This window comes from Flavobacterium cheongpyeongense, assembly GCF_003202435.1.
Taxonomy (GTDB): Bacteria; Bacteroidota; Bacteroidia; order Flavobacteriales; family Flavobacteriaceae; genus Flavobacterium; species Flavobacterium cheongpyeongense.
This window is the reverse complement of the sequence record NZ_QJHK01000006.1, coordinates 232,463-252,359: the sequence shown is the minus strand read 5'-3', so window position 1 is coordinate 252,359 and position 19,897 is coordinate 232,463. Positions and strand designations below refer to the sequence as shown.

Genomic DNA, 19,897 nt, shown 5'->3' with positions numbered 1-19,897 from the left:
ATGAAAATAGAGTTAATTCTGTTTATCTTAAATTTAGGTTACTATTGTTTTTCAATTGCCGTTGACTTTAGTCAACGGAATTTAGGTTAACTATTGAATTGGCTTTAGCCAAAAGAGTTATATCATTTTGGCTAAAGCCAATAAATACAATTTCTAAATAACCTTTGGCTAAAGCCAAAGGTTATTGAACTCAAAAGAGCAAAACGTTTTTTATAATGTTCTCAATCTGCGAGCGGATCTATTTAACCCGATGGTTCGGATTTGTAACCGTGCCCACAAAGTATATCTTAACAGATAAATCCAGTTTTTAACTAAACCTTTACATCAGCTTTTATTAATATAGAAACGGGCACGGAAAGAATTTCCAAGCTATCGTTGAACATATCAGGGCTATCGGGGGTTAAATGTATATAATCTAAACATTTAGACAGCTTTTCCGTTGAGGGACGAGCGAGACGCTCATACCAGCTGATTTACTGTATTTATAAAAGAGTAATTTAAACTTTTTCAATTAGTCTGTGATTAATTTGAATTTTACAGGTTGAAAAAATATATCGGAATTTTTCTCAAAATAAATTCCATTTTCTTTTTTATCCAATTTTACCTGGTAATTATGAATTAGGGTAGTTTGTGCAATCACATTGACCTGGTATGTCTCTCCAATTTTGTTTTCTTTTGCTATATCCTGAACAATACCATTGATCACAATCGATTTAGGAACAACAGCAGTGTTATTTAATTCAAAACTAACTACATATCCTCTCTCATTATTCCTGTTATAACTTTTATACGTTTGGTTTTTAATCTCTAAAAGTTGTCGGGAACAGGAAAAAAGAAAAAAAACTCCGAAATAAAAGAATAAAAAGACGGCTTTTGGAATACTATTTTTCATACTTTTAGCGTTTATATACCCACAAATTTAACTTAAATTAAACGATTGAAAAAATAATGAAATTAAAATATATTGTTACAACATTACTTGTAGGATTGGTTTTTACAGCTTGCAGCAAGGATTCTGATGCTAATGAAACTACAGCTACCGAACCAGACGAGATTAACAATTTTGTCTGGAAAGCTATGAATTCCTGGTACTACTGGCAACCTAACGTTGCCAATTTGTCTGACAGCAAAATCGCTTCTACCGCAACATATAACAATTTTATTAACGGAAAAACTCCCGATGCGCTTTTTTATTCACTCCTATATCAAAGAGGAACTATTGACCGATTCTCCTGGATTGAAAACAGTAATGAGATAGTGAATGCTTCAAAAATTGCAGAAGTCGAAAAAAAAGGTGGTTTTAGCTATGGAATTTACCCTAAAGACGCATCCAATACAAATATGGTAGCTTTAATTGACTACATTGTACCTGGCTCACCAGCAGCTTTGGCGGGATTGAAAAGAGGCGATGTTATTACAAAAATAAATGGAAGCCAGCTTACTTCAAGTAATTATGACCAACTAGAAAATTCACAAGTCACCATTACTCTGGCAGCAAGTGTGAAATTTACAAACGGCAGCATGGTAACCACAGACAAAGCAGGAACGGTGACTGTAACAAAAGCTACTATTGATGAAAACCCGGTTGCTTATTACGAAAAGAAAGTATATGGCAGCAAAAATATTGGTTATTTGGTATATAATGGTTTCAAGTCTGATTATAATGACGAACTCAATGCCGCTTTCGCTAAAATGAAATCGGATGGAATTAACGAATTGGTTTTAGATTTAAGATACAATGGAGGCGGTTCATTAGAAACAGCAGTTGCCCTGGCACAAATGATTAATGGCAGTTTTACCAACAAACCCTATATTTACTTAGACTTCAATAATAAACACAATAGTGAAGACGGCTATGAAAATCTTTCCGAAAAAGTGAATATTTTTAACCTGGTTGATAACGAACCCACTTTTCAGAGAGAAGAAAGTATCAACAGCCTTGCTTTGACCAAAATATATGTGCTGGTAAGTTTTCAAACCGCTTCTGCCAGCGAGCTCACCATACAATGTCTGAAAAAATACATTAACGTAATCACAATAGGCGAAGAAACTGTTGGTAAATTTGTAGGATCCAACACACTATACGATTCTCCTGCTTATAATTATATCTCGTATGCCAATCGAAGTACTAAACACAAATGGCAATTGCAACCCATTACCTTTTCCTATTATAACAAAGACAAAGACGCAAATCCATCGAAAATTACACCTGATTACGAAATTAATCCATATAGCGCTTTCTTAAATTTGGTTGAATTTGGAAACGTAAAAGATCCTTATTTGAATAAAGCTCTTGAATTAATTACAGGCCAAACCCTGCGAACTACAGCAAAAACCACCAATCCTTCTTTGTCCTTAAATATTAGTAATCTTGCTGCATTCAACCCTACAAATACTGCCAAAGGTTTATATATAGAGGATTTTAAAGGATTGAAAAAACAATAAATTAAAAACTCAGACAAACTTTGCAAAACTCCATTTCGATGCCATCAAAAATTCCTCAAATGTTTTTTTAACCATAAAACATCAAATAATTCCCCTAAAACACCAAAAGGTGTTTCGCATTGAATTTGATCTTTCATGGTTTTGAATCCATTAATTTAATTAAAAAATGTTTGTGTTTGAATGATGTAAATTTCACTTCTTCTCTAAAATGAGCGTATAGGTTCATTTTGGTAATTCGGCTTTTGTGAGTAAGGTAAAATCCAAAATGCTTTCCTCATGAAGTTACGGTTTCATTTAGATTGATTAAGCCTGATGTAACTCCAACAATGGTCAATTCCAGCTTTTGAAGAAGTCCTCGAAGATTATTATGATGATTTAGTATCGGTAAATCGGCGAGTAATAATTTTAAGCCCACCTCATGTATTGAAATAGCTGTCCTATGACATTTTTTTGTCTTAGACTTGACTTCTGTTTTACTTTTAGTCTAGAAAATAAAATGAAAGATGATAAAATTTATTTTTAATTTCTAACCCAGTTCCAAAAATGAACTAGCTAACAAAGAACTAAATAAATAAACAAACAATACTATGGGAATAATTACAGATTCTGAAAAAGACGGACTTACTAATCCACCAGGAACACCTTTGTATACAACAGTAGTGGTAACTGAAATTGGAAGTATTAATTTTGGTAAGACTTTTAAACAGCCTTTGCCGACTTTAAATCAGGCTATAATGACTGGAAATGGTTTGGAAATTACAGCTATTGTATTAGTTAGAACAACATTAAGTGCAATTGATTTAAAACCTAAAATAAATCAGCAATTCACAATAGGTACTTATGGAGAAAACCAACTGCAATTTTTTATTTACTGTGATGAAAAGCAACTTAAAGCAATTATTGACAGTAATAAAATAGCTGATGGTGAAACAGTTGATAACACATATCGAGTTTTTAAAGTTGAGTTTACTACTACAGATGAAACGGGTTTCCCTACTGGACCTATAGGAATTGAAAATAAAGATATATTTACAGGGATAGATGTTAAATTAGAACACATTAAACAAGTACAAACTTTCCTTTGGAATATCGATCCTGAAACTTCAAGAGGCACTGTGACGACTGTTCAGAATCTAGGACTATAAATGATTAAAAAAATCGAAATAAATAATATAAATTTAAATAAACTTAAGTTTTTTTGTTTTCTTTTTTTGTTTAATTTGAATTCATTTGCTCAAATGAATGGGATTAATCAAGAAATTAAAAATGTAATTAAGAAAAATAAAAAAGTTGATTATCTGGAAAAAACGTATGAATTTTATAAATTAAATAAATGGGATTCTACACTGTTGTATTCTGGAAAGCTATTAAATGTCACTAAAAGGAAAGACTTATTAGATTTAGCTCACTATTTTAGAGGAAAAAGTTTTTTAGGAAAAAAAATATTCAATGAATCGTTAAAAGAATATAATTTAATATCTCAAGAATTTTATTTCTATTCTTATGTTCAATGTTCAATTGGAGAGATATTTTTAAATCAAAAAGAATATAAGAAAGCATTAAAACACTTTACTTCTGTAGCAAAAAACGATAAAACACTTTCTTCAAAATTAGAAAAAAGTGTTTTATTACATAATATAGGTCTCTGCTATTTTCATTTGAAAGAATTTGAAAAGGCAGAAAACTATTTGTTAAAAGGTACTGCATTACAAAAAAAGGAAAACGACACATTATTGTTGATTAGTTCCTACATGGATATGGCCAATCTCTATTACGAGCAATACAAAGACAATCAAGCCATCCCCTATTTTCAAAAAGCCTATGCCTTGTCCAAAAAAATAAAAAATTTTGAGATAAAACAAAACGCAGCTTTGAATATGGCGGTTGTGGAAGAAAACAGAAAAGATCTTACAAAAGCTATGCTGTATCGAAAAGAATATGATACCTGGAAAGACTCCGTAAATAATCAAAACAAAATATGGGCTGTAGCAGAAACAGAAAAAAAATACGCTATAAGCCAGAAACAAAAAGAAATACAACTACTAGAATCTGAAAACAAAGTAAAGGTTTCGCAACGAAATGGTTTTGTGGCATCCTCTATCCTATTCTTATTACTTTTTGGAACAGCTTTTTACTTTTATAATCAAAAAAGTAAAACCAATAAAATTATTGAGGCTCAAAAAGAAGATTTAGATGCTTTAAACGCTACCAAAGACAAACTTTTCTCCATTGTTAGTCACGATTTGCGTTCCTCTGTCAATATGCTGAAAGTTACCAATACAAAGTTGTTAAAAGATATTGCAAATCGGGATTATGATGCATTAGACAAAATTGTACATAAAAATGCGGCGATTACCAACAGTACTTTTAATTTATTAGAAAACCTTTTGCATTGGGCAACGCTACAAACGCAGCAATTGTATTTTCATATCGAATCTGTTGATCTATATTCTGTCATCCAACAAATAGAGTACAATTATAAACCTCTATTTGAAAATAAAAACCTTGTTTTTACGAATACTATTCCAAAAGCTACTCTGGCACTGGCAGATTTAAATTCTTTGAAAATAATTCTTCGTAACCTGCTCGATAATGCTATTAAGTTTTCAAACGAAAATGGAACAATCTCTGTCTATATTGATGATAAAAATGATGCTTTTTATTACCTCATCATTGAAGATACAGGAATAGGAATGGATGAGGAAACAAGGACAAATTTACTCAAAGAAGGAAATTTGCTCAACAAAAAGAAAAACCAAAAAGGAATTGGTACTGGCTTAGGTTTACAACTTTGTAAATCGATGATTCAAAAAAACAATGGTATCTTTACTATCGAAAGCATTGAAAATAGTGGTACAAAAATGATTATCGGACTTCCTAAATACAAATCTAATGGATAAAATAAATATTCTCATTATTGAAGATACTCCCGAAGAAGCTACTGCGCTGCAAGAAGTATTAGAAGAAAATAATTATAATGTAGTTGGAATTGCCAATACTTATCAGGAAGCTTTATCCTTATTCTACAAATTACCTATAGATATAGTTATCATTGATGTTTTTTTAGACGGGAATCCAGATGGTATTACTTTTGCTGAAACTATTTCGACTATACCAGATACTTTAAAACCTTTCGTTTTTTTAACGAGTTCTATAGACAGACAAATTTTTGAAAGAGCCAAACTAACCAAACCTTATAGTTTTTTGCTAAAGCCTTTCAATGGATTAGAAACTTTATATGCCATAGAAATGGCTTTAGAGAAATTTTATGATCAATCTAATGTTTTTATCAACGATCATCAAGATACTATAATAAGTGAGTGCTATCTTTTCATAAAAAAGAAAAACGCCTTAAACAAAGTAAAAATAAGCGACATTATTTACATTGATGTAGAAGATCGCTATTGTAATATCATCACAAAACAAGAGAAATTTGTCATTCAAATCTCCCTAGGAAAAATCAAAGAGTTATTATGCAGTAAAACCTTTGTACAAACCCATCGAAAATACATTGTCAATACGAATACTATCGAAAAAATTATTCTTGAGGATAATTTATTGATTTTAGAGGGAAATCACCAAGTCACGTTTAGCGGAAAATATAAAGAAACAATAAAAAGTTTCACTATTTTAAAATAGGGTATTGTTAGCTCCTACCATTTAAAATCTTCTCCATCGGGAAGATTTTTTTATTTTACACTGATTTGTAAATTTCATTCACACCTCTTTTTCTTTCCATTCACAACAGAGAGTCTTCCATTCACAGCATCTTTTTCATTTACCTCTTATTCAAGAACTAATTTTATCTCAGAAAACAAAAACTAGCGCTAGAGAGTAGTTTTTAAAAACAATTTAACTTTTAAAACAAAAATATTATGTGTACGAATATAACAATCAAATCAGAAGATAATAACGTCATTGTAGGGCGTAGTATGGAAAATGCAGTTAAATTAGAGTCTGAAATTTTTTTCCGAGCTGCTGGGTATGAATATAATCAAGAGTCGTTTCTAGAGGAAACTAAACTTTTATTAGATAAAGTGCCAGTGATGGATGGTAAAAGAATAACGATTAAAGATATTAATTCACTATTGTTGTATAGGTGGAAAGGGAAATATTCATTTGTAGGGCTTAATGCAAAAGAGATTGATGTGGCATCACACGGGATGAATAGTGAAGGACTTGTTACTGGAGATATGACTTTAACTCAAAGTGAATACCAATCGTTTAATGAAAAAGATGAAGGAAAACTAATTGTATATCCTTATTTAACCAACTGGATCTTGAGTACTTGTGCTACTTGTCAAGATGTTAAAGACAATCTAAAAGAATTCTTAGTTGTCAATCCTTTTGAGAACGCTATTCCAGGCTTTTTCTTTCATTTTCCAGTTAATGATGCATTAGGGAATGCAATTGTAATTGAATATGTTAATGGAGAATTACAAATACATGATAATGAGATAGGAGTACTTACTAACGATCCTTTATTTCCGTGGCAAAGGAGAAATTTAGACAATTACGTAAATATTTCACCTGTAAATTTTCCTAGTATAGTTTATGATGAAGATTCTGATAAAGATTCTAAAGGCATACGTCCTAAGGGTAATATTTTTAATGCAAATACTTTAGCGCAGGGCACAGGTTTTATAGGGTTGCCAGGGAGTTCTACTCCTTCTGATCGATTTGTTAGAGCTGCAATGATGAGTAATTATATCTACCAGCCTAAAGATGCAAGTAAAGCTGTTAATATAGCTACACATATTTTGAACACAGTAGATATTCCTAGAGGAACAAGTAGGGAATATGTTGATAGTAGAGCTGATCAACAAGAAAGTGATTTTACGCAATGGATTACTATTTCTGATACAAAAAACCGTAAATATTATATACGCCGTTATGAGAGTCCTCTAATGTATTTAGTAGATTTTGAATCAATACTGTCGAAGTATGATTCAAATTTAGGAGAATTAAACAAGCTTACAATAAAATTTCCAGACAATGATTTAGCTATAAATTTACCTAAAAAGGCTGAGATTAAGAGTTAGAATGTTAAGTGATTAGTTCACAGTTATTAATTAATGCCTGCAAGGACTTAAAAAAAACTTGCAGGTATTTTTCTAGTGCGTTTGTGACCAAAAATATTTCAGCGATTTGAAATTGTATGTTCATATTTTTATACAGTTCAAATTAAAAAACTAAAAAAAACAGGCTTTTATTTATTATTCAACCCCTAGAGTTGTTTATACTAAGAGGCTATATTCAATCTTAAAAAAAACTACAATGAAAACTATTTTTACAATAATGTCATTTGTGATTGCAACGACTTGCTTTGCACAAATCAATACGTTTTATGTTGAACCAAATGAAACAGATAGTGCTTATAAAAAAACAGACACAAATTATGTATGTAATAAAAACAGTAATTATATTGTTAGAAATACAAAGACTAATTTGAATAAACTCTTATTATTTCTTGGAGGAACAAATAGTAAACCAATAGATTACAAAATTTTTAGCGATTTTACTGGAAACCTTGGTTATGATGTAATAAACCTTTCTTATCCAAATAATGTTATGGCAGCAAGCTTAAGTAGTAGTTCTGACAGCTTGGCATTCAATAATTACGAACAAGAAATTTGCAACGGGACTCCTGGAAGTTCTTATGTAAAAGTTGACACCTTAAATTCAATTTATACTAGAACAGTGAAATTGATTAATTATTTAGACAAAACTTATCCAGAACAAAACTGGAAACAATATTTAACCAGCCCATCAACACTTAACTGGTCTAAAATAGCTGTTGGAGGGCATTCACAAGGTGGAGGACATGCCTGTTATTTTGCGAAATTTAATAACGTTGAAAGAGTTTTAATGTTTTCAAGTCCAAACAACTATAGCAACTATTATTCTAGACCAGCAAATTGGATAAGTACTCCAGGTAAAACTGCTATGGATAAGCACTTTGCGTACTTAAATCAATTAGATGATGTGGTACCTTTTAATAACCAAATAAGTAACCTTAAGAACTTAAGACTTTACCCAGCATACGGCGCGTGCTATGTTGAAAATTCTTGTCCTCCATATGGCAATTCCCACTGTTTGTACACGACGCAGCCTCCTGGTTTTCATATTTATTACAAAACTCAAATTTATCATTTTTCAACAATCATCTTTGGGACTAATTTAAATAAAAATGTTTGGACTTATATGCTTACAGCTGTCCCTTCATGTTCAAACGAAAATAAAGACAAATAGTAACATATCAATTTACCGGAACTCAACATCGTCAATATTAAATATTAATTCAAATGATAATTTATTTGATTGCATATAAATTGATCATTTTTTTTTTAGAACATCTATTTTTTAGGGGAAATCAACAAACGAAAACATATCACTATTGACTTTTCATCTCTCGTAACAGGAATAAACATTGTAACTGTTGATAAGAAAACATAGCCAATATAAAAATTTCATGACTTTTTATGTAAATGACTTTAGGAATTTAAGTGTTTTTTAAGACATAGTATAGAACCTATTAGAAAGTCAATATTTAACTTTTAAGTACAAAAGCATCTCTTTTTTAAGGAAGTGCTTTTACTTTTTAAAACAAATCAATATCACAATAACGTTAGGTCATACCGTCATGATTTTAACTGATATCTTCTTTTTAAATTTACACTATCAAATATTAAGGAGGAAGAATGCTTCGTAACGATACTATATTTATTGTTTCATCCAACCATTTAAAATCTTCTCCATCGGGAAGATTTTTTATTTTACACTGATATGTAAATTTCATTCACACCTCTTTTTCTTTCCATTCACAACAGAGAGTCTTCCATTCACAACATCTTTTTCATTTTCCTCTTATTCAAGAACTAATTTTATCTCAGAAAACAAAACCTAGCGCTAGAGAGTAGTTTTAAAAAGTTCTTAAAATAGAAATCTAAACTACATACAATATAATGATTATTAGATGATTATGCATGATGTAATAAGGAGTAAAAACTGTTTTTAAGAATATTCAAAAGATTAGAACAGTGGAGCAGAACCCACTTAAATAAACGAACCTTTCTGCAAAGGTTAATTGTAGGGGCGGAAACCGAAAAGCCTTATGAGTAGGGAAACTAAATATTAACATTATGATAAATGTACATAACAATTCAGGAAATACAATTGATGTTGCTGTCAATAAATGGGCAAGTGATGGAGATACTTCTTTTTTTACAATTAAAAACGGGGGAACTGAAAAGTGGCATAGAGGAGACGTAAATGGCTTTGTCATGGCTATTAAATTTGACAGACATTTAACAAGAAGATATTATGTGAAAGCTGATAGTGTAATTAATGTTGAACCACTGAATGTTGTTTTGGATGGCGGGAATACTATAAATCCTGTAGGGTAAAAGAATTTCTACTATTAGAGCTTGTATAAATTTCTTCTTTATCAGATTTCAAAAAAGAGATTCTATGAAGAAGAAATTTATCACCCTAACAAAACACTAATTCATCACACTCATCTATAAAACACAACAGTGGAGCAGAACCCACTTTAAAAAACGAACCAAAGTCTAGAAAGGACAACTATTCATTTTAAAAACAAGAAATTATGTGTACAAGAATTGTTTATACAAGCGAAAATAATAAAACCATTACAGGAAGAAACATGGATTGGGCTGATTGGTCAAAAGCAAGTGTTTGGGTATATCCAGCAGGTATTGAGAGAAACGGAGCTATTGAAGATCTTCCGGTTAATGAGCAATATTCATGGACCTCTTTATACAAAAGTGTAACAACTGCTGCTCAGGATGCTGCAACGGCTGACGGAATGAATGATCAAGGGTTAGCGGCTAACTTACTTTGGTTATCGACTTCAGAATACCCAAGTGCTACAACACCTGTTCAAGGATCTCCTATCTCCATTAGTGTTTGGGCGCAATACATACTTGATTTGTGCAAAGATGTTCATGAAGCGATTGAAGCCATGAATCAGGTGTATGTCATTACGGCTAATTATCCTGGAACAACTAGAACTGCTGATTGTCATCTGTCTGTCAGTGATAAAAAAGGAAATTCTGCCATTTTTGAATACATCGATGGCGTATTAAATGTTTCAACGAACGTAAAAAGCAATCTGAATAAGGATTGTATTTTGATTGATTCCTTTACACAAGCGCAAGTGCGTGTTATGACAAACCAACCTGTTTTTACAGAACAAATTAAACTCAATTATTTTTGGGAAAACGTAAACGAGAAAGTGTATTTGCCCGGAAGTAGTCAGTCCGTTGATCGTTTTGTGAGGGCTTCCTTTTATACGAAAAACTTAATAGAAGGAAACATCAAAGAAGATGAAGCATTAGCAGGTGTTTTGAGCATTATGCACAATGCTGCACAACCATTTGTTAATAATAGTGCAGATGAAGAAGATCCAAACACCAGTATCACTCAGTACACAACTCTTAGTGACCAGGAAAAAGGGGTCTTTTATTTCGCTGCTTCCCGAAGTCCATTTGTTGTATGGATAGATCTAAATAAGATTTCATTTTCTCAAAATGCTTCGGAAAATGAAATGGGACTTACATTAGAATTTGAAGAAAATGGAACTTCAATTAAAGGACATCCCTTCGCATCTGGTAATGCAATAGATTATTTAATTGAAAAAAAGACTTTCTCGTTTTTAGAAGCCAGTATGGAATCAGTTTCGGCTTAAGTTTGTGATCAGTATCAAGATTACTCGGTAGTAGGGGACAATTTATTACTGCTAAAAGGTAATCACAAAGTAACTTTTAGTAAAACACACAAAGATAGCATAGGCAACTTTACCATTTTCTAAAACAATCTTGTCCTTGTATAAGGTATTTCAAAATCTTCCTTTCTTAGGGAGATTTTTTTATTTGAAATAATTATCCGGAATCAAAATTCATTTATAATATGCTATCTACAGCAGAAAATCTTCTACTCACGACAGAAAAACCTTCATTAACGACATCTTTTTTATTTGTTTTATTTTCAATCATTAATTTCATTTCAGAAAATAAAATCTAGAGTTAGAAAGCGTTTTCAAGAGTAAACCAAAGAAAATACATTCTAAATGCCAATATCATAGCAATCAAAATTTTTTATTTATTAACACTAAATTTATATAAAATGGGACAGTACAAAAGTCGTCAGGAATTTTTAAAAAACAATCCAAGAGCAATTGCATTCTCAGCATTGGCTGAAGCTACGAACATGCAAGAAAAAATTGTCAATCAGGCGATTAAACTTCTCCCAAATCAACTAGAAGGAAAGGAAGTTATAATCATCGGGTCTGGAGTTGGTGGACTTACGACCGCCTATGAACTACTGGCTCAAGAGTCTGGTGCAAAAGTAACCATCTTGGAAGCATCTCATAAAACGGGAGGACGTTGTATGAGCTTACGCACAGGGGATACACTCATTGAAGATGCAAACAGTGATTTGTTCGATTCGAAACCAGGAAAACCACAAGTTGTTCGATTTAAACGCCCAGTGGGAGACTCGGAACCTTACCTTAATGCAGGTCCTGGTCGTATTCCAAGTAGTCACAAACGACTCCTTTCTTACTTAAAACGTTTTTCGGTAGATGTTGAAATATACGTGATGAATTCTGAATCGAATTTGGTTCAAAAAAACAAAAGTTTTGGAGGCAAACCTATGGTTTATCGTCGTTTGGATCATAATACAAGAGGCTGGTTGGCGCACATGGTATACCAAAATGCAGAAGAATTACTTCGCAATTCAAAAGTGGGAATTAGTCAAAGTAACCTTAAAACACGCGTTAAAGAATTACAAAGTTTGATGATTAGTTTCGGTGAGCTTGATGCAGATGGGACCTATAGCGCAACGGCTGGATCACCTGGCTTCGAAGATGGAAAAACACGCGCTGGATATGAAGTATTACCGGGTGTTGCGGCTGGAATTGTAGCCGATGTTTTGAGTTTTGATAAATTGCTAGAATCCAAATTTTGGGAAGGAACGAAATTCTATCAACCCTCAGATTTTCTTTGGCAACCTACTTTATTTCAACCCGTTGGAGGAATGGATCAGGTGCAGCATGCTTTTGCTCAACAAGTGGCAGCTTTGGGCGGAAACATTCTTTTGAACAGTCCTGTCAAAAAAATAAAATGGGACTCAACTAAAGAGAAATACATCATTTCGGTTGGACAAGTTGGAACAGATGAACCGATCTATTACGAAGCTGATTATTGTGTTTGCAACCTTGCGATGCCCTTTTTGAGTGAAATCCTTGATGAAGATCTTTTAAATAAGAATCTTAAATCAAAATTTAAAGAGGCATTAAAAGCCGTTTTTACGGCACAATTTGAACCAACAAAAGCTCCAGGTTACAAACCGCGAGAAGACGGATACGTTCCTCGTTTTTTAGCCTGTACCTCCAAAGTGGGTTGGCAAGCTAATCGATCCTTATGGCAAGGAAGCCCAATTAATCTGAAGACCATGGGAGTTGAAAAATCCGAAGTGGGAGTTGTGCCTATTTTTGGAGGAATCTCTTGGACAGACAATGAAATTCAACAAATCTGGTATCCATCTACGGCGTATCAAGACGAAAAAGGCGTGCTCACAGGGGCTTATAATTTTGATAAAGTAGCACACGATTGGGGTAAATTACCCGTTGAAGAACGACTTGCCAAAGCACGAAATGATGCCAGTAAATTCGGTAGGAAATTTGCCGAAGGATTGGAAGATGGCGTTGCTATCGCTTGGCAAAACATGCCACATATTAAAGGTGGCTGGGCATATTGGCAAGCCGTAGGAAATGCCGAATATGCAACAGAACAGTTCAATACTATTGCACAAGGTTCTGGAATTTATGACGAAACAGGAAAAAAGATAAATCCTAACTTCTTTATTGTTGGGGATCAAATTTCCTCTCTTCCAGGCTGGCAAGAAGGCGCAATTGCAGCTGCATTAAATGCAATTTCGAGAATGGCAAAACCAGAATTTAAAATACCCTATTTGAAAAATTTACCAGATACTCGTTTGATGGTGGAAGGTATATAATCAATACAATAGAAACGAATGGGCGACGTAGAAAGTATGCTGCGTCGCTTTTTTATTACCCTTTCGATTCGAAATTACTATTCGAACCAACAACTGGTTAACTCATTCATCAAATGGGATACTGTATTATTCTAAAATATCTGTCACTTTCACATAATTTTATTTTTGTTCAAAAATTACTAATGTTTTGAAATTTTAAAATTATGATAAATACAGTAGGTATTCCTAGAGGAACAAGTAGAGAATATATTGATCGCACAGCTAATAAACAAGAAAGTGATTATAACCGATGGGTTAGTATTTCAGACACAAGAAATCTTAAATATTATATTTGTGGTTATCCTAGCCGTTTACTGTTTTTAGTAGATTTTAATTCAATACTATCAAGTTATTCTTCAAATTCAGAAGATTTAAATGACCTTAAAACAGATATTCCAACAGGTGATTTAGTTATAAACAGTAACGAAAGTATTTACAAGGCTTTAACTGTAGTTCTCAAAATATTTAATTAATACCTGCTAAGACTTCAAAAGCTTACAGGCATTTTATCAAGTATGTTTGTAACCAAAAGATTTCAGCGATATGAAATGGTATGTTCAAATTTTATATAGTTGAAATTAAAAAACTAAAAAAGGATTTCATTTATTTAGCCTCCTGAGTTGTTTCTACTTTGAACTTTGATTATTATATGCATTTATCACATTCAGCGTTATGCTTATCTGCATCTCTAACAGCTTTTTTTAAGATTTTTTTCCTAATTGTTTTTTAATTCAGTATTTTTTTTGTACCTTACGTTAATAATTATCAATAAGGCATAACCTTATATAAAAGTATTTAGAAAACGATTACGAATAATTACTGTCTTTAATTAATAAAAAATAACATAAACGGCAAGTTCTATTAATTTTAAAACAGAATATCCAAATTGGAATTTTTACAATACTCAAAGACAAATCCTTAGTATTAACTAATAAATACCCCCTTAATCATGAAAAAAATTGCTCAAATCATCTGCCTTCTTTTGACGGTTATCACTATGAGTGCACAACAGGAGAAAGGAATCATCGGTTACTCAAACTGGCTTACCAACTGGTCTGAATTTAAGCCTCATAAAGTAGATTATGGAGAGGCCAATCAAATTTTAGCTGGAAATATTTCTGTTAATACTAAATTACTCAAAAAAAATATATATATATTGCAAGGAAACGTTTATGTAACCAATAAAGCCGTTTTAACAATCGAACCCGGAACAATAATTATAGGTGATTTCGAGACAAAAGGAACCCTGGTTATAACAAAAGGTGCGCAGCTTGTTGCGGATGGATTAGAAACAGATCCCATTGTTTTTACGTCAAACCGCAGCATCAAAAAAGCAGGAGACTGGGGAGGAATTGTAATTCTTGGTGATGCCCCTATCAATAAACTAGGAAACATTGGTTCTTATAACTTAGATCTTGATCCGGCATTAACAACATATGGTGGTGATAATACTTTGTCAAATTCAGGAATTTTAAGATATGTAAGAATCGAATTTGCCGGGAAAAATGTTAAAGGTGTTGATTCATTCAATGGTTTGACAATCGCAGGTGTGGGTAGCAAGACCATTCTGGAGAATATAATGGTAAGCTATTGTGGCGGTAACTCTTTTGCTTTTTATGGCGGAGATGTAAATGCCACCAAGTTTGTTTCGTACAAATCAATTAACGACGATTATAAATTCACACAGGGTGTGCAATGCCGTTTATACAATTCACTGGCTGTAAGATCATCTTACCTGTCCAGCAACAGAGATGGCTCACGCTGTTTGGAGGTAAAATCATACGAAAATAAAAATGAAACTGATTTTACTAAAAAACAAACCTTAGTTTCGGCTGCTAATATAACAATGCTTAACGATAGTGAAAACATTAATGCCGATATTCAGTCAGGTCTTGTTAAAGAAGCTCTTTATATTGCTGAAAATGCTTCTCTTGAAATGAAGCGCAGTGTTATTTCAGGATTTAATCCTGCTGTTTTATTAGACAGCAAAATAGAGATTAATAATGATAATCTCAAAAAAATTAAATTTGAGGAAATGTTTTTTAATCTTTGTACGGCAAACATCCTGACAGAAGGAAACAGCAACAAAGAAGACTTAGAACACTGGTATGGCAACAGTTTGTTTTTTAATGTATATTCTAAAAGCGACAATAAAGAAACATTTGTTGACATATTCGATCCAAAAAGACCGGATTTTAGATTACAATTAGGAAAAATTACTGCTTCAAGCAAATAGATAATCGAAATTAAATATCTCTCGAATTAAAATTAGAACTATAACTTTAGAAAAAAATAAATTTTCTTAAGTCTTGTATAAAAAGTTTGCTGTTTTTTTGAGACGGCTATAGAGTTAAGTGAAAAGCCTGAGAATCCAGATTGTCAGGCTTTTTTTATGTTCAAGAAAATTTACCTGATTTTATCAATACAAAACCAGCTGAGCAAATTGTCTTCATGAATTAACAATACTAAATCCAATTACAGAATAGTCAAAAAATTGCAAGATAAAATTATAATCAAATCCAGAAATTGATTTTATACAATCCCTGGTAATAGATTTAATCTGAATAGTCATAAAATCACTCAATTCTTCAAGTTTTTTTGTAAAGCTTGTTTGTAAATGCCCTTTTTATATTTATTCCAACATATTTTTTTCAGATGTTTGATTCACGAAGTAAGTGGCAGTTTAAATTATCGAAAATGGTTTGAAAATTATCCCGTTAGATCTAAATATTAAAACAAAAGCCTGAGAACATAAACCCTCAGACTTTTGTTATGGTACAATAAAATTTACTTAAATTTTAAAAAAATATAAAAATCCAGAATTTACAAAGGAAATCAGTAACGCTCTGCCTTCAATTTTATCTTCCCTTTCTCAAGCCCTTTACCTGTTACTTCTAACTGGATTGCACCTGCAGTTTCGATTGCTTTAACCAATACCACAAGTTTACCACTGAAAAGCTTCATATGATCCTCGTGAAATATTTCCAGTGATGTTGCATCTCCATTACAGGCAGCTCTGTACGTTCCAGCACCGGTTACTTTAAACTGTAGTTCATTGACTGCTGTAGGACATGGAATTCCGTTTTTGTCTACTACCGAAACCGTTACAAAAGAGATATCCTCTCCATCAGCTTTAATTGTTTTCCGATCTGCATTGAGCACAATTTTATACGGATCTCCGGCAGTTTTAACCTCACTTTTAGCAGCTATTTTGCCATTCGAATCAAATGCTACTACTTTTACCGTTCCTGGCTCATATTTTACATCGTTCCACATCAGGCGGTAGCGGTTTTGCGGGGTAGCATTGTTTTTTTTCTGGATTCCCATACTTTTTCCGTTTACAAAAAGCTCTGCGCTGTCATAATTGGTGTAAACGAAAACCGGAGTAATTTCGCCTTCTCTTCCTTGCCAGTTCCAATGTGGCAGCATATGGATCGTTTTATCTTTCGTATTCCATCTGCTTCTGTAAAGATAAAAACGGTCTTTAGGAAGTCCGGCTAAATCTGAAATTCCAAAATAAGAACTTCTTGACGGCCATTTTTCATCATAAGGCGTAGGCTCTCCTAAATAATCAAAACCTGTCCAGACAAATTCTCCAATAACCCAGGGTTTGTCATCCTGCAATACAAAATCTTCATCCGGAACATTGGACCAGCTGCAGGCTTCGAGATCATACGAAGAACTTTGAAAATCATCGTATTGTTTATTCTTATCCTGCACTACAGGAAACTTATAAATTCCTCTTGAACTTACTGTTGAAGCGGTTTCTGAACCTAAAATAAATCCTTGTGGAAATGTTTTATACGCTTCTTCATAAAGATGCACTCTGTAATTTAATCCCGGAATATCCAGCAAAGCTCCAAAACCAGATTCCATAGTTGCTTTTACCTGATCCATACCAACAGTCACTGGTCTTGTAGGATCTTCTCGGTGAAAAATGTCCTGTAGCCATCTGGCACGTTTTACCCCTTCAGCCCCCCATTGATCCGGAACTTCATTTCCTGAACTCCACATTACAATACAAGGATGATTTCGAGTGGCCCTCACTAAATTTACAATGTCTTTTTCTGCATATTCTTCAAAAAAGCGATGATAACCGTTTTCTACTTTTGGCTTTGCCCATTCATCAAAACTTTCAGCCAGGAACATAAATCCCATTTCGTCTGCGAGTTCAAGCTGTTCAAAAGAAGGCATATTATGGGAGCTTCTAATCGCATTACATCCCATATCTTTTAGAATCGTAAGCTGTCTTCGAAGTGCTGCTTTGTTAACCGCCGCGCCAAGAGGACCTAAATCATGATGAAGACAAACACCTTTGAATTTTGTGACTTTACCGTTAAGGCTAAATCCTGCATGAGGTTCGTATTTAATAAACCGGATACCAAATTTTATGTTTTGTTCGTCTTTTAAAGTTCCGTCGGCTGCGTATAATTTGGTTACTGCGGTGTATAAATAAGGCGTTTCAGGACTCCATAAATGAGGTTTTGCTACTGCTATTGTTTGGTGGAATTTCCCATCCTTCGCTTCTGTGCTTTTTTGTGTTGCTATTATCTTATTACTGGCATCCTTAATTTGGGTCACCATTGACACATTACTGCCATGAAACGCTGCTTTGATATCGACAACAGCATTATTGTCTTTCATGCCGGGAGTGGTAATAAAAGTTCCCCATTGCGCAAAACTTTCGTCTTCGTTTACCACAATACTGACTTTTCTGTAAAGACCGGCTCCGGGATACCACCTTGAAGAAAATGGCATATTGGTCAATTTTACGGTCAATACATTTTCTGATCCAGCGATAAGATCATTGGTAATATCGATGTAAAAATAGCTATACCCATATCCCCAATGTCCAATGTTTTTTCCATTTAAAAAAACCTGTGGTTCACTCATGGCTCCTTCAAAAATAAGAAGTGCTTTTTTTCCTTTTTTAAACTCCGGAAGCGTAAATGTATTGCGGTACCAGCCCGTTCCGATATGCGGGAGCGCTCCTGTACGACCTGTTTTTTCGGTTGGAATTTTTTCTCCGTTTTGTTCGATTGCAGAAACCTGTTTGTCCCACTCTTTATCAAAAGGGCCGTAGATAGCCCAATCGTGAGGTACACTGACTTTCTCCCATTTAGAAGAATCGTAATTTACCGCAAAAGCATCATCTTTTACTTCTTTAGAAAAGTGCCAGTTATCTTTTAAAACAAAGGTTTGCGACATCATTTTTCCGGACGAAAAAATCAGTAGCACTAAGAATGATATTGACTTAAAAATTAGTTTCATTTTCGTTTTGTTCGTTTACCATTAAGAAATTAAGTTTAACCCTAATGGTAAAACTTAATTGTTTATTTAATTTTTGAAAGCATCCAGTGCTGGTGAAGGTTTTCCGTTTTCCAGCCATGCATTTAACTGATAACCGCTCCAGCTTTTTTCGCCTTGTGGCTCCCAGTAAATAACGCCTAAACCTTTATTGTCAGGAACGTTTTTCACGGCTTTTATAGTGGCATAAAGCATTTCTTTGGTGTTTTGTTCTAATGTGTAATCACCGCCAACTTCGACCACCATCACTTCTTTATTATAGCGGGAAGCCATGTCTTTTAGGTTATTTTCTAAATCGGCAATGTTTTCTTTATAATCAGTTTTTAGCCAAAACGGGTAGTACGAAAGACCAATTACATCGTATTTTACATTCAGTTCTGTTGCTTTGTCAAAAAACCATCTGAATTTTTCGTTTTTGTTTCCTTCATCCAGATGTACAATGACTTTAATTTTTGGATCGATAGCTTTTGTAGCCTCATATCCTTTATTAAGCAATTGTGCCAATTGAGGAAAATTGTCTGTATGCCCTTCCGGCCAGAGCATTCCACTCGGAATCTCATTACCAATCTGAACCCATTCCGGAGTTACTCCTGCTTTTTTCAGCAAGGTCAAGACATCAAAAGTGTGCTTGTAAACATCGTTCAGCAATTCTGGAAAAGAATGGTTTGCCCATGCTGCCGGTTTATTTTGTTTACCGGGATCTGCCCAGGAATCACTGTAATGAAAATCGATCATGATGCGCATCCCCATCTTTTGCGCGCGAACCGCCATGACAACTGTTTCTTGGGGGCTACAGTGTCCGCTGGCTTTATCATTATTGGGGTTTACCCAAACGCGCAAACGAAGGGTATTGATTCCTCTGTCTTTTAATAATTGCAGGCAGTCTTTTTCAGAGCCGTCTGCATCATAAAATTGATAACCTGTAGCTTCCATTTGTGGCAGCCAGCCCACATCTGCTCCTTTAGAAAAAGAACCTTCTTTACTTGTCCTTTTTGTTTTACATGAAGTAAATACAAGTGCCATGATAAGTAAAGAAGGTAGTATTATAAAATACTTTTTCATGCTT

The 19,897-nt window shown here is 33.4% G+C and carries 14 protein-coding genes; 11 read left to right on the top strand and 3 right to left on the bottom strand.

Features of this window, described 5'->3' with window-relative positions; genetic code table 11:
* Positions 1–511 precede the first annotated feature (511 nt).
* Complete coding sequence (locus tag DMB65_RS09580; protein ID WP_110306429.1) at positions 512–892, bottom strand: hypothetical protein; 381 nt, start codon at positions 890–892, stop codon at positions 512–514.
* Between the two features lie 56 nt (positions 893–948).
* On the opposite strand from DMB65_RS09580, the gene DMB65_RS09575 reads away from it, so the two are divergent.
* From DMB65_RS09575 to DMB65_RS09525, 11 genes are all read left to right on the top strand, one after another.
* Complete coding sequence (locus tag DMB65_RS09575; protein WP_110306428.1) at positions 949–2,445, top strand: S41 family peptidase; 1,497 nt, start codon at positions 949–951, stop codon at positions 2,443–2,445.
* A gap of 587 nt (positions 2,446–3,032) precedes the next feature.
* Complete coding sequence (locus DMB65_RS09570) at positions 3,033–3,590, top strand: hypothetical protein (RefSeq protein WP_110306427.1); 558 nt, start codon at positions 3,033–3,035, stop codon at positions 3,588–3,590.
* A 93-nt stretch (positions 3,591–3,683) separates the two neighbouring features.
* Positions 3,684–5,345 carry a tetratricopeptide repeat-containing sensor histidine kinase gene (locus tag DMB65_RS09565; protein WP_110306447.1) on the top strand — a complete coding sequence of 554 codons (1,662 nt, stop codon included), beginning with the start codon at positions 3,684–3,686 and terminating at the stop codon, positions 5,343–5,345.
* Positions 5,338–6,084, top strand: coding sequence for a LytR/AlgR family response regulator transcription factor (locus tag DMB65_RS09560; protein ID WP_110306426.1), 747 nt, complete (start codon positions 5,338–5,340; stop codon positions 6,082–6,084). The genes DMB65_RS09565 and DMB65_RS09560 overlap by 8 nt, the downstream gene beginning before the upstream one ends.
* 236 nt (positions 6,085–6,320) lie before the next feature.
* Positions 6,321–7,487 carry a linear amide C-N hydrolase gene (locus tag DMB65_RS09555; protein WP_110306425.1) on the top strand — a complete coding sequence of 389 codons (1,167 nt, stop codon included), beginning with the start codon at positions 6,321–6,323 and terminating at the stop codon, positions 7,485–7,487.
* Positions 7,488–7,722: 235 nt separating this feature from the next.
* Positions 7,723–8,697 (top strand): BPSS1187 family protein, encoded by a 975-nt coding sequence (locus DMB65_RS09550; protein ID WP_123955314.1) that lies wholly within the window; start codon positions 7,723–7,725, stop codon positions 8,695–8,697.
* A gap of 890 nt (positions 8,698–9,587) precedes the next feature.
* Positions 9,588–9,851, top strand: coding sequence for a hypothetical protein (locus DMB65_RS09545; RefSeq protein WP_110306423.1), 264 nt, complete (start codon positions 9,588–9,590; stop codon positions 9,849–9,851).
* Positions 9,852–10,054: 203 nt separating this feature from the next.
* Entirely contained in the window at positions 10,055–11,155 is a 1,101-nt protein-coding gene (locus DMB65_RS09540; protein ID WP_110306422.1) for a linear amide C-N hydrolase, read from the top strand.
* A 437-nt stretch (positions 11,156–11,592) separates the two neighbouring features.
* A complete protein-coding gene (locus tag DMB65_RS09535) occupies positions 11,593–13,485 on the top strand; it encodes a flavin monoamine oxidase family protein (protein WP_110306421.1) in 1,893 nt (630 codons plus the stop codon).
* A gap of 203 nt (positions 13,486–13,688) precedes the next feature.
* A complete protein-coding gene (locus DMB65_RS09530) occupies positions 13,689–13,997 on the top strand; it encodes a hypothetical protein (protein WP_110306420.1) in 309 nt (102 codons plus the stop codon).
* A gap of 476 nt (positions 13,998–14,473) precedes the next feature.
* The gene (locus DMB65_RS09525; RefSeq protein WP_110306419.1) at positions 14,474–15,760 is read left to right on the top strand and encodes a hypothetical protein; all 1,287 of its coding nucleotides are present in this window, start codon (positions 14,474–14,476) and stop codon (positions 15,758–15,760) included.
* 599 nt (positions 15,761–16,359) lie between these two features.
* Here DMB65_RS09525 and DMB65_RS09520 read toward each other — a convergent pair.
* Complete coding sequence (locus DMB65_RS09520; protein WP_110306418.1) at positions 16,360–18,795, bottom strand: DUF4982 domain-containing protein; 2,436 nt, start codon at positions 18,793–18,795, stop codon at positions 16,360–16,362.
* A gap of 66 nt (positions 18,796–18,861) precedes the next feature.
* On the bottom strand, positions 18,862–19,893 hold the full coding sequence (locus DMB65_RS09515) for a glycoside hydrolase family 53 protein (RefSeq protein ID WP_110306417.1): 1,032 nt from the start codon (positions 19,891–19,893) through the stop codon (positions 18,862–18,864).
* Between the last annotated feature and the right edge of the window lie 4 nt (positions 19,894–19,897).

Excerpts from the sequence above, each read along its gene's own strand:
- DMB65_RS09580 (WP_110306429.1), bottom strand. The coding sequence starts at position 892 with ATGAAAAATAGTATTCCAAAAGCCGTCTTTTTATTCTTTTATTTCGGA.
- DMB65_RS09575 (WP_110306428.1), top strand. The coding sequence starts at position 949 with ATGAAATTAAAATATATTGTTACAACATTACTTGTAGGATTGGTTTTT.
- DMB65_RS09570 (WP_110306427.1), top strand. The coding sequence starts at position 3,033 with ATGGGAATAATTACAGATTCTGAAAAAGACGGACTTACTAATCCACCA.
- DMB65_RS09565 (WP_110306447.1), top strand. The coding sequence starts at position 3,684 with ATGAATGGGATTAATCAAGAAATTAAAAATGTAATTAAGAAAAATAAA.
- DMB65_RS09560 (WP_110306426.1), top strand. The coding sequence starts at position 5,338 with ATGGATAAAATAAATATTCTCATTATTGAAGATACTCCCGAAGAAGCT.
- DMB65_RS09555 (WP_110306425.1), top strand. The coding sequence starts at position 6,321 with ATGTGTACGAATATAACAATCAAATCAGAAGATAATAACGTCATTGTA.
- DMB65_RS09550 (WP_123955314.1), top strand. The coding sequence starts at position 7,723 with ATGAAAACTATTTTTACAATAATGTCATTTGTGATTGCAACGACTTGC.
- DMB65_RS09545 (WP_110306423.1), top strand. The coding sequence starts at position 9,588 with ATGATAAATGTACATAACAATTCAGGAAATACAATTGATGTTGCTGTC.
- DMB65_RS09540 (WP_110306422.1), top strand. The coding sequence starts at position 10,055 with ATGTGTACAAGAATTGTTTATACAAGCGAAAATAATAAAACCATTACA.
- DMB65_RS09535 (WP_110306421.1), top strand. The coding sequence starts at position 11,593 with ATGGGACAGTACAAAAGTCGTCAGGAATTTTTAAAAAACAATCCAAGA.
- DMB65_RS09530 (WP_110306420.1), top strand. The coding sequence starts at position 13,689 with ATGATAAATACAGTAGGTATTCCTAGAGGAACAAGTAGAGAATATATT.
- DMB65_RS09525 (WP_110306419.1), top strand. The coding sequence starts at position 14,474 with ATGAAAAAAATTGCTCAAATCATCTGCCTTCTTTTGACGGTTATCACT.
- DMB65_RS09520 (WP_110306418.1), bottom strand. The coding sequence starts at position 18,795 with ATGAAACTAATTTTTAAGTCAATATCATTCTTAGTGCTACTGATTTTT.
- DMB65_RS09515 (WP_110306417.1), bottom strand. The coding sequence starts at position 19,893 with ATGAAAAAGTATTTTATAATACTACCTTCTTTACTTATCATGGCACTT.